The organism is Anaerotignum faecicola (genome assembly GCF_003865035.1).
GTDB classification, from domain to species: domain Bacteria; phylum Bacillota; class Clostridia; order Lachnospirales; family Anaerotignaceae; genus Anaerotignum_A; species Anaerotignum_A faecicola.
This window is the reverse complement of record NZ_BHVZ01000001.1, coordinates 510,483-522,830: the sequence shown is the minus strand read 5'-3', so window position 1 is coordinate 522,830 and position 12,348 is coordinate 510,483. Positions and strand designations below refer to the sequence as shown.

General features: G+C 48.9%; 11 protein-coding genes. 10 read left to right on the top strand and 1 reads right to left on the bottom strand.

Annotated elements, in window-relative coordinates; all coding sequences use genetic code 11:
- The first annotated feature begins 3 nt into the window (after nt 1–3).
- Both EJE48_RS02465 and EJE48_RS02460 read left to right on the top strand, forming a co-directional pair.
- Complete coding sequence (locus tag EJE48_RS02465; RefSeq protein WP_016406560.1) at nt 4–726, top strand: DUF2161 domain-containing phosphodiesterase; 723 nt, start codon at nt 4–6, stop codon at nt 724–726.
- Entirely contained in the window at nt 723–1,391 is a 669-nt protein-coding gene (locus EJE48_RS02460) for a SanA/YdcF family protein (RefSeq protein ID WP_016406559.1), read from the top strand. The genes EJE48_RS02465 and EJE48_RS02460 overlap by 4 nt, the downstream gene beginning before the upstream one ends.
- A gap of 47 nt (nt 1,392–1,438) precedes the next feature.
- Here EJE48_RS02460 and EJE48_RS02455 read toward each other — a convergent pair whose 3' ends face one another.
- Nucleotides 1,439–2,482, bottom strand: a complete 1,044-nt coding sequence (locus EJE48_RS02455; protein ID WP_160117298.1) for a M23 family metallopeptidase — start codon at nt 2,480–2,482, stop codon at nt 1,439–1,441.
- 236 nt (nt 2,483–2,718) lie between these two features.
- On the opposite strand from EJE48_RS02455, the gene EJE48_RS02450 reads away from it, so the two are divergent.
- The 8 genes from EJE48_RS02450 (at nt 2,719) to EJE48_RS02415 (ending at nt 12,348) form a co-directional block, all read left to right on the top strand.
- Nucleotides 2,719–2,979, top strand: a complete 261-nt coding sequence (locus tag EJE48_RS02450; protein ID WP_118579741.1) for a hypothetical protein — start codon at nt 2,719–2,721, stop codon at nt 2,977–2,979.
- Nucleotides 2,980–3,009: 30 nt separating this feature from the next.
- The gene (locus EJE48_RS02445; protein WP_118579738.1) at nt 3,010–4,995 is read left to right on the top strand and encodes a TolB family protein; all 1,986 of its coding nucleotides are present in this window, start codon (nt 3,010–3,012) and stop codon (nt 4,993–4,995) included.
- A 10-nt stretch (nt 4,996–5,005) separates the two neighbouring features.
- Complete coding sequence (gene tsaE / locus EJE48_RS02440) at nt 5,006–5,437, top strand: tRNA (adenosine(37)-N6)-threonylcarbamoyltransferase complex ATPase subunit type 1 TsaE (RefSeq protein ID WP_124984268.1); 432 nt, start codon at nt 5,006–5,008, stop codon at nt 5,435–5,437.
- Nucleotides 5,438–5,439: 2 nt separating this feature from the next.
- A complete protein-coding gene (tsaB, locus tag EJE48_RS02435; protein ID WP_124984267.1) occupies nt 5,440–6,153 on the top strand; it encodes a tRNA (adenosine(37)-N6)-threonylcarbamoyltransferase complex dimerization subunit type 1 TsaB in 714 nt (237 codons plus the stop codon).
- A complete protein-coding gene (rimI, locus tag EJE48_RS02430) occupies nt 6,150–6,614 on the top strand; it encodes a ribosomal protein S18-alanine N-acetyltransferase (protein ID WP_124984266.1) in 465 nt (154 codons plus the stop codon). Before tsaB ends, rimI begins: the two co-directional genes overlap by 4 nt.
- Nucleotides 6,615–6,694: 80 nt before the next feature.
- On the top strand, nt 6,695–9,100 hold the full coding sequence (locus EJE48_RS02425) for a Lon protease family protein (RefSeq protein WP_124984265.1): 2,406 nt from the start codon (nt 6,695–6,697) through the stop codon (nt 9,098–9,100).
- Between the two features lie 38 nt (nt 9,101–9,138).
- Complete coding sequence (locus tag EJE48_RS02420; RefSeq protein WP_124984264.1) at nt 9,139–10,083, top strand: copper amine oxidase N-terminal domain-containing protein; 945 nt, start codon at nt 9,139–9,141, stop codon at nt 10,081–10,083.
- Between the two features lie 183 nt (nt 10,084–10,266).
- The gene (locus EJE48_RS02415) at nt 10,267–12,348 is read left to right on the top strand and encodes an N-acetylmuramoyl-L-alanine amidase family protein (RefSeq protein ID WP_160117297.1); all 2,082 of its coding nucleotides are present in this window, start codon (nt 10,267–10,269) and stop codon (nt 12,346–12,348) included.

Here is a 12,348-nt window from a genome sequence, read left to right as displayed (position 1 = left end):
GAAATGACGGAGTTTAAGGAAACAGATTTATATGAGCCGATTCGCGCATTTCTGGAGGAAGAAGGCTATCAGGTGCAGGCAGAGGTGAAGCACTGCGATATTGCTGCCGAGAAGAACGGCAGACTGGTTGTGGTGGAACTGAAAAGGGCCTTTGGGCTGAAGCTAGTTTATCAGGGCTTGGAGAGGCAAAGCCTGACGGATGAGGTTTTTGTGGCAATCCCTCGTCCGAAGAAGGGCGCAAGAGAAAAGGCGTGGCAGGACATGCTGCGTCTGCTGAAGCGTCTGGAATTGGGACTGCTGACTGTTGCGCTGGACAGCCCGTTGAAAACGGTGGACGTGGTACTGACACCTGCGGACAGCATGATTCGTAAGAATAAGCGAAAAAAGGAGCGGCTGCAGGCGGAGCTGGAAGGCAGACAGCTAGATGCAAATATCGGCGGCATGACAAGACGAAAAATTATCACTGCCTATCGGGAAAGGGTCATCCGTCTGGCGTGTATTCTGGAGCGAGAAGGGGAAATTTCTCTGGCGGAGCTGCGCGCAAGGGGCTTAGAAGAGCTGGCTGCGCTTCTCAGCCGCAATTATGAGAAATGGTTTGTGCGCGTGGAAAAGGGCGTTTATGCCCTTTCGGAAAAAGGAAAAACCGAATTGAAACGGGCGGATTATGCGAAGGTGGCTGCATATTACAGGCAGGAACAGCTTGGAAGAAATGAGGAAACGATATGAAAATATGGACAAAGCGAATTCTTCTTTTTCTAATCTGCATGGGGGTTGCCGGCTGTCTGGCGGTGGTCTGGCTGAGTGCCTATGTGAAAAGCGAAACGGCGGCGCGTATTCTTTCAGCGGAGGAAGCGGCAAAGCAGGATGCGGATTGTATTCTGGTGCTGGGATGCGGTGTGCGTCCTGATGGGACACCGAGCCTGATGCTGACCGACCGACTGGAAACAGGCATTGCGCTTTATCGGGCAGGCGCGGCGGAAAAGCTTCTGATGAGTGGTGATCATGGCACAGAGGACTATGATGAAGTAAATACCATGAAGCGGATTGCGAAGGAAAGCGGCGTGCCTTCCGCAGATATTTTCATGGACCATGCAGGCTTTTCCACCTATGACAGCGTCTATCGTGCAAAGGAGATTTTCTGCGCGGAAAAGGTGATTATCGTCAGCCAGAAATACCACCTGCCACGGGCATTATATGTTGCGGAGAAATTAGGCCTGGATGCCTATGGCGTTGCGGCGGCAGATGTGAGCTACAGAGGGCAAAGCTACCGCGAAGCACGAGAAATGCTTGCAAGAGCGAAGGATTTCTGCAATGCGGCACTGAAACGAAAGCCCAGACTGCTGGGGGATGCCATTCCCGTCAGTGGAAACGGAGATAGTACAAACGATTAAGCAAATAAAAAAGGCTGTCTGAAAAATCAGACAGCCTTAAATTTTTCTTATTCTTCGCCGAGATAATCTCTGGGGTTCTGATATACCCCGTTCAGCTGAATTTCATAATGACAGTGGACACCTGTGGACATCCCTGTACTGCCTGTGGTTGCAATGGTATCGCCTTTCTTTACCTTATCGCCGACAGCTACGTTCAAATCCGTGCAGTGTGCGTATAAGGTGGTGAAGCCGTTGCCATGGTCAATCACAACATAGTTGCCGAATTCGCTATGATACTGTGCGGTAACAACAGTCCCCGATGCGGTTGCATAAATGGGGATGATTCTGCTCTGTGTGGAGATATCCATGCCATAATGTTTTCTGCCGTCGCTGATGGAGGGATCGGCAGAGGGATTGAATTCTGTGGAAACGGTACGGCTGTCAACAGGCCAACCGCTCGGTGCATTGCTCAGTGCTGCCAGATAGGTTACGGTATCTGCAACAGCAGAAAAGGAAATGCTTGTTTCATCCATCAGAAGGCTCATCTTATCCAGATGGGTGGAAAGAGCAGATGCCTTATTATAGGATGTGCTGACGAGGGTAGTAAAGGTCGGAGCTGCCGCCTCTGTTCTCTCTGTGGGTGCCAATGCAGATGTCATAGCGGTTAAATCCAGAGAAGCAGAGGAATCGGATTCATCCAGATTGGTAATCTGATGATACAAATCCTCTTTTACGGATTCGATTTCGTTCATTTTCTGCTCCAGCTCTGTTGTTTTATTCTGGAGAGCATCGATATTTTCGGTATATTCGGTATTTTCGGTTTCCAGAAGCTCTGCACGCTGTTCCAGCTTACGGCGTTCCCGTTCGGTTTCCAGAAGCTGCTCCTTAGAGGTATGCAGATCTGTTTTTGTTTTCTGATATGCACCAACGGCGCAGACAGAACCGCCGACCAGAAAAACCGTCGCTGCGCAGACCGCCACAGCATGACGGATGCGGAAGTGGAGCGTTTTCTGCTGACCCTTATGAGAAATATGAAGTGTCAGGAAATGCTTATGGGGTTCCTGCGATTGCTCTTGATTTTCGTTCTGAATTTCATTCTGATTTTCATTCATTCGGAAATATCTCACCTTTCTTTTCATGATATCCATAGGATATTATAATGGAAGAAGTTGGGTTTGTAAACTAAAACTTCATTAAAAGTTTAAATTTTGTAACAATTCGGTAACATTTCGGAGAGTAGACGAAGTGTTGACAGTGTGGTATACTGAAACGGTATGTAATGCGTATGCTATAATAGGTAGAAATACGTTAGGTGTGTCCCAATGAGAAAAAAGGAAGGGGCTTTTTTATGGAGCCAAAAATAAAAATGGGCATCAGCGCAGTCCAAAACGGTTTGCGCGCGGTATCGCTTGGAAGAAAGGCTTTGGCATTTCGGAAATTTCTGCCGGGCGGCAGAAGGAAAGCAGCCGGAAGGGCAATGCAGAAGGCGGAAAAGCAGGCGGTGCAGGCAAATACAAAGACCCTCCGCAAGAAGGACAGGCGGAAGGCACTACAGCGCATCAAGGGCATCGGGCGTGTGGCTTTGGTGGTGCGAAGAAAATATTTCTGACAAAAATCAATGGTTAGGAGGAACGCCAAAATGGACGAGATGGAAAAGAATGAATTAGAAAAAAATGAGGAATTGGAGCCGAAAGAAGCAGTAGAGACAAAAGAAGCAGTAGAGACAAAAGAAGCAGTAGAGACAAAAGAGGAGCCGACACAGGAGGAAGCATCTGTGACGGATGCGCCTGCGGCGGAAGAAGCTGTAGAAACGGCGGAAGAACCCGTAACGGCAGAAGCTTCTGTAGAAGAAACAGCAGAAGAGCCTGAGATAGAGGAAACGGAAGAACCGAAGCAGGAGGAACAGCCTGTGGAAGCCCCTGCGGCACAGAAAGCGGAAAAGGGCGGCGTACTGGGGATTGTGATTGGCTTGATTGCGTTGATTGCGATTGTGGCGTATGCGTGGATGAACCCAATGGGAAAAGCTGTTGATACGGGTATCCTGTATACCAAGGATGATAATCTGTATTACTACGATTTGAAAAATGAACCGTATCAGGTGCAGGAGGGACTGAGCAACGGCGGCACCTATCATTACTTCTACACTGCTTGGGGCGCAAGCGTGACAGAGGATGGCAGCTATCTGTATTTCTCCGATGATGTGGATGAAAACGGTGCATTTGTGCTGTATCGCAGGGATGCGAAAAATGCGGATGCAAAGGCGGCGCAGATTGATACGGATGTTTACGATTACATGGCAAGCAAGGACGGCAAGGTGGTTGCTTATCTGAAAAAGAGCGGCGAGACCTACGCGCTTTGCGTCTATGACGGCAAGGAGGCGCAGACCGTAAAGACGGGCATAAATCTGGAAAATGATGTTTATGCGTTGAGCGGCAATGGCAAATATCTTGCATTCACCGATACCACAGGGCTTCTGAATGCAGTTGCAGTCGGCAAGAATATGGAGGATAACATTCTTCCCCTGACCGATTCCGCGGAAACCTACGCATTGGCGGAGGAAAGCGGAATTCTGTATTACGTTGCGGCAGGCAAGGATGGCTATAACATTTTCAGCTATGATTTCAAGGGAGAGCCCAAGACCGCAGTCGAAAATGTTTCTTCCATGGAAATGATGCCCAACGGCAGAGATGTGCTCTACTGCAAAAAGAGCGAAGAAAAGGTGCTTTATAAGGACATTATCGTGGATGACATGGCAGAGCAGGATGCGAAGCTGAAAAAGGGCGATGAGGGCTATGAGCAGAAGGTGCAGAGAGACGAAATCCGTAAGGCAATGAAAAACGGCGAGGGCTTTGAACCGCTTTTGCAGGAATGCTATGTGCTGACAGGCGGCAAGAGCGTTCGGGTAGCAGGTGATGTGGTTGCGGCAGTCGGTGTTGACAGCAAGCAGACCTATGTGGCAGGCTATAAAACAAAGGAATTTACACCCATGCATCTTTCTGTAATGGATGGCGGACTGGACATGGTGGAATATATTTATTATATGTCTCTGAATTATGGCGGCATGGAGGTATTCCTTGCGGATACGACAGGGAAGGTAAATCTGCTTTCCGGCAGTCAGCCGCAGCTGGATGGGCTGAAGCTTTCCGAAAACGGCAAGAAGGCAGCTTATCTGGATACCGATGCGAATACAGGGGATACCATTCTGGTGGAAATCGAGCTGGGAAAGGAAAAAGCAGAAACCGTTGCCACAAATGTACAGAGCTTCGGCTACATCGGCAATACCCTGATTTATTACTTTGATTATACAGAAGGCGTAGGCACATTGGGCGCAGCAGGCAGCAAAACAACCATTGCAAACGCAAGCGGCGTACAGTTCACAGAGGACGCGGTGTATTATGTTGCCGATGCAGATGCAGCAACAGGCAACGGCGAGCTGCGTGCATGGGATGGCAAGACAGAAACCACCATTGCCAAGGATGTATTTGCTTTCCAGTATAAGGATAACGGCAAGCTGGTTTATATCGGCAAGTATGATGTGAATGCAGGCGTGGGCGATTTGTATTATTATGACGGTAAGGAAGCGCGCAAGCTAGATACAGGCATTACGGCAATCTTTATTTATTGAGGATGATACGATGAACGAAAGAATTGAAACAAACAACCCTGAGGCAACCGAAGCCTTGGGAGAAAAGCTGGGACGAGAGGCAAGGGCGGGGCAGATTTACTGTCTGAGCGGCGATCTGGGCGTTGGCAAAACGGTCTTTACGAAGGGCTTTGCCAAGGGGCTTGGGATTACGGAGCATGTGACCAGCCCTACCTTTGCCATTGTGAATGAATACGAGGGCAGACTGCCGCTGTATCATTTTGATGTGTACCGCATTTCCTGCGAGGAGGAAATGGAGGACACCGGCTATGAGGAATATTTTTACGGCGAGGGCGTTTGTCTGGTAGAATGGGCGGAGCTGGTGAAGGAGCTGATTCCTGCCGATGCCGTCTGGATTACGATAGAGAAGGACTACACCAAGGATGACGATTACCGCCGCATCACCATCAGACAGGAGGGCTGAGGATGAAGATTTTAGGAATTGACACCACGGGGCAGACCGCCAGTGCCGCTCTTGTGGAGGGAGATAAGCTGATTGCGGAATTTACCATGAATTATAAGCTGACGCACAGCCAGACCATCCTGCCCATGATTGCGGATATTCTGGAACGGACGGAAACGGACAAGGCAAGCATTGACTGCATTGCCTGTGCCTGCGGCCCCGGCTCCTTTACGGGGCTGAGAATCGGCGCGGCAACGGCGAAGGGCTTTGCGCTTGCGCTGGACAAGCCTATTGTTGCCGTTCCCACATTGGATGCATTGGCATATAATGTGTTTGAAACGAATAAATTCATCTGCCCGATTATGGATGCCAGAAGAAATCAGGTTTATGCCGCTTTTTATATGTGGGAAAACGGCAAGCTGATTCGCCTGACAGACCACATGGCAGAAAGCATTGAGCGTGTCATTGAAATTGCGGAAATGCTGGAGCATGAGGTCATTTTTCTGGGGGACGGCGTGCCGGTGCACAGAGAAAGACTGGAACAGAACCCCGCATTTTTATTCGCTCCTGCGCACTGCAATATGCAAAGAGCATCTGCGGTGGCAACGCTGGGCGCAATCATGGCAGAGGAAGGACTGGCAAAGCCGGGCAATGCATTTGAGCTGATTTATCTGAGAAAATCACAGGCGGAACGGGAAAGAGAAGCCAGACTGGCGAAGGAGGAAGCAGGAGAATGATTGAGATTGTCCCTATGGCAGAGGAGCATATCGACGGCGTGGTGACGCTTGAGGAAGCAACCTTTTCCATCCCCTGGACCAGAGCGGATTTTGAAAGAGAGGTCAGAGAAAACACAATGGCGATTTACTATGTGGCGCTGATGGATGGCAGAGTAGTCGGCTATGCAGGGATGTGGCATGTAGTAACAGAAGGACATATCACAAACGTGGGCGTACTGGAGGAGGTACGCTGTGAAGGCATCGGCAGCATGCTGATGGAAAAGCTCATTGAAAAGGCGTTGGAAAAAGAAATGACAGGCATTACCTTGGAGGTACGCATGGGGAATCGGCCTGCACAGGCGTTGTACCATAAATATGGCTTCAAGGCAGAGGGCATCCGTAAGAATTATTACCCCGACACCAAGGAGGATGCAATTATCATGTGGAAATATTTCCCCGATGCAGAGGGTGCGTCCCTTTGACGGAGCGGAAAAGAAAAAATAGAAACGCTGAGATGTGAGAGTGCATTTCAGCGTTTTTTGCAAAAAGGAGATGAAGAAAAATGGAAAAACCATTTGAATTGGCGTATACAGAGCTAAAGAAAGGGTGCTTTCCTGAGGAACTGTCCTTTCGTACAACGGCGGAGATCAAGCCTCTGGAGGGGGTCATCGGGCAGGAAAGAGCCGTAAAGGCATTTGATTTCGGCTTGGCAGTAAAAATGAAGGGCTACAATATTTATATGGCAGGGCCTTCCGGCACAGGTAAAACCACCTATGCAAGAAACAGCACCGAAAAGCTGGCGCAGACAGAGCCGGTGCCGTATGACTGGTGCTATGTCTATAACTTCCAGAACCCCAGAAGCCCTTTGGCACTGTGCTTCGAGCCGGGGCAGGGCAAGCAGTTCAAGGAGGACATGGCAGAACTGGTACAGCTTTTCAAAACAGAGCTGCAAAAGGCGTTCCGTGCAGAGGATTATGAAACACAGAAAAACACTTTGGAGCATTCTTTTGATGAAAAGAGAGATGCGCTTATGGCAGAAATGAGTGCCGTTGCGGAGCAGTACAGCTTTCAAGTAAAAACAACGAATGCAGGCGTATTTTTCATGCCAGTGGTAGAGGGCAAGGCAGTCGGCGAGGATGAATACGATGACCTGAGCGAGGATGTAAAAAATAAAATTGAGAAAAATTCTCAGATGGTGCAGGAAAAAGCAGGCTCCATTATGCGTGAGCTGCGCGATATGGATAAGGAATCCAAGCGGCAGACCGATCAGCTGGATTATAAAACGGGAATGTTTGCCATCGGGCATCATGTGAATGCGGTGCAGGAAAAATATCAGGAATATGAAAGAGTTATTTCCTACATCAATGCGGTGCAGGAGGATGTTCTGGAAAATATCAGCCAGTTCGTTGAGGAGGAAGAGGATGGTGAGGACAGCCTTGCAAGTCTCCTGCCGATGCTTGGGAAAAAGCCTGCCGAGGATGTGACGCTGAAATATAAGGTCAATCTGATTGTAGACCATTCCGACAGCAAGGGTGCGCCCATCGTGGTGACGTTTAACCCGACCTATAATAATCTGGTGGGTGAGGTGGAATATGACAGCGAATTCGGGAATTTGACAACGGATTTCATGAAGATTAAGGGCGGTCTGTTCCATAAGGCGAATGGCGGTTACCTGCTGGTGCAGGCGCAGGATATCCTTTCTACGCCACAGGCATGGGAGGCACTCCGCCGCGTGATGAAGACCAGAGAAATCAACATGGACTCCATACGGGAGCAGCTGGGTGCGGTGGTTGCGCCCACCCTGAAGCCGGAGCCGATTCCTGCAAATATCAAGGTGATTATGATTGGCAGCAGCTATTATTATGAGCTGTTGAATGAATATGACGAGGAATTTGATAAGTTCTTCAAAATTCGCGCGGACTTTGATTATGAAATGCCTCGTACAGATGAAAATATCCGGAAAATCGCGCAGTTTATCAAACGGTTTGTGGATAGAGAGGGGTGCATGGAATTTGATGTAAGCGCGGTTTGCGCTATTGTGGAATACTCCTCCCGAACGGCAGAGCGGCAGGATAAGCTTTCCACGCGATTCAATCATCTGGCGGAGATTCTCTGCGAAGCGGTAACATGGGCAAAGCTGGAAGGAGCGGAGCTTGTGACGGCGGCACATATTCAGAAAACCATTTACGAAAAGGAACAGCGGATGAAGCTGTATGAAGAAAAGCTGGACGAAATGCTCGAAGAAAACGTCATTATGATTGATACCGAAGGGGCGGAAATCGGGCAGATTAACGGGCTTGCTGTTCTGGATATGGGCAATTATGCCTTTGGGAATCCTTCCCGTATTACGGCAACAACCTATGTCGGCAAATCCGGCATTGTGAATATCGAGAAGGAGGCACGCCTAAGCGGACAGACGCATGACAAGGGCGTGCAGATTATTACGGGCTTTCTGGGGCAGACCTATGCACAGAATTTTCCGCTTTCTTTGAGCTGTCGGGTCTGCTTCGAGCAGAATTATAATGGTATTGATGGGGACAGCGCCTCCAGTACGGAATTATACTGCATTCTTTCTTCTCTGGCAGAATTGCCGATCAGGCAGGATCTGGCGGTGACAGGCTCTGTGAATCAGAAGGGCGAAATTCAGGCAATCGGCGGCGTGACCCATAAAATAGAAGGGTTCTTTGACCTTTGCAGAAAGCGCGGTCTGACGGGGACACAGGGGGTAATTATTCCTGTTTCCAATGTGAAGGATCTGGTGCTGAAGGATGAGGTGGTGCAGGCGGTGAAGGACGGTCTGTTCCATATTTATCCGATTTCTAAGATTGATGAAGGGATTGAGCTTCTGATGGGGCTGTCCGCCGGAAAGAAGAATAAGACAGGAAATTTCCCTGCGAACAGCGTACACGGCAGGGTTATGAAAAAGCTGAAGGCGTTTGATAAACGAGCGCAGGGCGAGGAAGAATAAAAAGCAAGACAACATGGGAAAAACGAAAGGAGCATTTTATGAAGAAAATAATTGGTTTAGCCTTGGTGGCAGGCTGTCTGGCAGCGATGCCTGTGATGGCGCAGGCGGCGGAATTTCCTGCGGTGGATATCGCGACAAAGTGCGAGTATGCGAATGGACACACGGGCTTCAAAAAGGATGACAGACCGGATGAAATTACCATGAAGAAGCTGATTCTGACGGAAACAGAGACAGATGGCTTTGCGGCAGGCGCGAAATTCGTATTTACCGCAGAAGGAAAAATGCAGTTTGCAGAGAAAGAAAAAACGGTTGTGGAAAACGGCTCCGTAAAGGCGGAATGTTACGTAGAGGAAGGCAAGCTGATTGTGCAGATTCTTGCGGCGGATGATAAAAAACAGGAAGCGCTGACACTTTCCGATTATACGCTGGATGCGGAAAATGGCGCATTGGAGGTTGGCTCCGGTGTGCATTATGGTCTGTATGCAGACTACGAGGATGCAGACGGAAAAACTGAACAGACAAAGGTGATTGAAAATTTCGTGGATGCGAACTTTGAAATCTCGACCAGAACAAACTGGGTGATAACCATTCCTGTGGGCGAGAATTCTATTTATTCCGGCGCAGACAGGATCGCGTTGGATACTCCGGCTTACCTCAGCAAAAGCGGCTATACTATGCTGCCCCTGCGTGCGGCGGTAAAGGCGTTTGACCGTGAGCCGACCAAAGTTGATTGGAACGCAGGGGAGAAAGAGGTCACCATTCTGAAGGGAGATGTCTATTTTCAAATGAAAGCAGGCGAAAAGAAAATGCTTTATGGTGGCAATCCATTGGAAACCTCGGGGGAACTAGAGATTGTCAATGGCAGAGCCTTCCTTCCGATGCGGGATTGGGCGAAGATTTTCGGCGCAGAAAAAATTCTCTGGAACGATGAAACGAAAACCGCAACGCTCAAGGGGAGCTATACGGAAAACCGCGGCAGATAAGCAAGAAAATATTGGAAAAGGGCGTTTATTGGGAACAATAGACGCTCTTTTTTCGACTAAAGATTAAGACTTTCTTACAAAATGGGAAAGAACCTTTTCATTTTGACAAAATTTGATATACTGATATACTAGAGGAGTATGTCAAAGGAAAGTTTACATAAGGATAAGCAGGAGGAATACACAATGAGACATAAGTGGAAACGGCTCCTGCTGACAACGATGGCGGTGGGGATGCTTTCATCCGTAACGGCATTTGCAGCAAATGTCAGCATGAACCTGTTTTATAACGGCAAGAACCACGCATACAATGCGAAGGAGATTGTGGTAAAGATTGACGGAAAAACCATGACACCGAAGGATATGCCTGCGGTCGCGATTGACGGCAGAACGCTTTTGCCCATGCGCCAGATTGCGCAGGAGCTTGGCTGCGAGGTTACCTGGAACGAAGAAGCCAAGCAGGCGTATGTGATCAATGATGATTACACACTGGTCTTTGAAATGAATAAGGCAACTGGCTACAAAAACGGCAAAACCTTTACCATGGATGTGCCGCCGATGATTGTAAACGACAGAACGATGCTGCCTGTGCGTGCGCTGGCTTCTGCACTGGATCTGAACATTCAGTGGGATGATGCAACCAGAACGGTTTCCATCAAAACGACGGCAAACACCACGCCGACAACGCCTACAACACCGACAAATCCCACCACACCCACTATACCCACCACACCCACTACACCGAGCGTGAATTATGTCACGCTGAACAAGGTGACTGTGCCGGCAAGCAAAACGGCGGAGCAGACCTTCTCCGTGCAGGCAAGCGGTGCGGTTTCCTCCTATGAGGAGGTCTATGTGGCAGATAACAAGATTGTGCTTGATTTTTACGGCGCAAAGAACGGTCTGGCGACAAGTCTGACTGCAACGAACAGCGGTATTGTGACCGCAGTGCGGACGGCGGAGCATACAGCGGATGATGGTACAATCTACACCAGAGTGGTGTTTGATTTAACAGGGAAAAAGAACTACACCATTACGCAGAGTGCGGATAAATCCAAGCTGACGATTGCATTCAAAAGCGTAACGGTCAGCGATATTGCAATTCGACATAACAGCAGCACCGACAGAGATATCATTGAGGTTGGCGGGGACAGCGCACTGGGCGTGAGCGTCTATACGCTTTCCAACCCAAGCAGAATCGTAGTGGATATTCCCAATGCGGTTTCCGAGTTGGACAGCACCTTTGATGTAAGCGCACTGGAATATGTAACGGCAGGCAGAGCGGCAATGTTCAACGATACGACTCTGCGGTTGGTATTTGAGGTGGACGGCATGGCGAAATACAGCTATACCACAGATAATCATGCGATGACATTACAGATTTTCAGCTCCAGTATGAAAAACATGAGCTATGATACAAGCGCAAATAAGCTGTATTTGCAGAAAAAGGATACCATTCAGACAGGCAGTGTGAAAATCAATGATCATTATCTGGATGGCTATACCGATGTGGTATTGCCCGGAGATTATTCCGAAACCTTCGGCAGCGGCACCTATGATATCGATAACGGTGTAATCAAGAGTATTCAGGTTTCCACAAGTGGTGGCAAGACAACCATCCGTTTTAACCAGAGCCGTATCAGCTGCTACAGCATTACGGAGGAGCAGGAAAGATATGTCATTTCCGTAAAGAATCCGCAGGATGTATACAGTAAGGTGCTTCTGCTGGATGCAGGTCACGGCGGCAGTGACCCCGGCGCAAGCGGCAACGGACTGACGGAGAAAAATCTCACCCTTACCATTATGCAGAAGGTTGCAAATTATCTGGACGGCAGCGGCATTAAGGTTTATGTGACAAGAAACAGCGATACCTACCCCACAAACAGCAGCAGGGCGCAGAGTGCAAATGCGATTGCGGATGCAATGGTTTCCATTCACATGAATTCCGGCTCGGCAGTGGCAAACGGCACAGAGGTGCTGTATAAAAACCATTCCAATGATACGGGCAGCAATCTGACAAGCCTGAAGCTGGCACAGCTGATTCAGAATAGCATTGTCAGCGCAACAGGCAACACCAATAGAGGAACAAAGCTGCGTACCGATTTGCTGATTCTGAATACAACAACCGTACCTGCGGTTATTGTAGAGACGGTATTTATCAGCAACCCCGGCGATGCGCTCAAGATTTCGCAGGAGGATTATCAGAATAAAGTCGCAAAGGCGATTGCAGATGCAATCGAGGAGGCATTTACTTATCCCTTGCGATAA

Coding starts and splice junctions, on each gene's coding strand:
- EJE48_RS02465 (WP_016406560.1), top strand. CDS start 4: ATGACGGAGTTTAAGGAAACAGATTTATATGAGCCGATTCGCGCATTT.
- EJE48_RS02460 (WP_016406559.1), top strand. CDS start 723: ATGAAAATATGGACAAAGCGAATTCTTCTTTTTCTAATCTGCATGGGG.
- EJE48_RS02455 (WP_160117298.1), bottom strand. CDS start 2,482: ATGAATGAAAATCAGAATGAAATTCAGAACGAAAATCAAGAGCAATCG.
- EJE48_RS02450 (WP_118579741.1), top strand. CDS start 2,719: ATGGAGCCAAAAATAAAAATGGGCATCAGCGCAGTCCAAAACGGTTTG.
- EJE48_RS02445 (WP_118579738.1), top strand. CDS start 3,010: ATGGACGAGATGGAAAAGAATGAATTAGAAAAAAATGAGGAATTGGAG.
- tsaE (WP_124984268.1), top strand. CDS start 5,006: ATGAACGAAAGAATTGAAACAAACAACCCTGAGGCAACCGAAGCCTTG.
- tsaB (WP_124984267.1), top strand. CDS start 5,440: ATGAAGATTTTAGGAATTGACACCACGGGGCAGACCGCCAGTGCCGCT.
- rimI (WP_124984266.1), top strand. CDS start 6,150: ATGATTGAGATTGTCCCTATGGCAGAGGAGCATATCGACGGCGTGGTG.
- EJE48_RS02425 (WP_124984265.1), top strand. CDS start 6,695: ATGGAAAAACCATTTGAATTGGCGTATACAGAGCTAAAGAAAGGGTGC.
- EJE48_RS02420 (WP_124984264.1), top strand. CDS start 9,139: ATGAAGAAAATAATTGGTTTAGCCTTGGTGGCAGGCTGTCTGGCAGCG.
- EJE48_RS02415 (WP_160117297.1), top strand. CDS start 10,267: ATGAGACATAAGTGGAAACGGCTCCTGCTGACAACGATGGCGGTGGGG.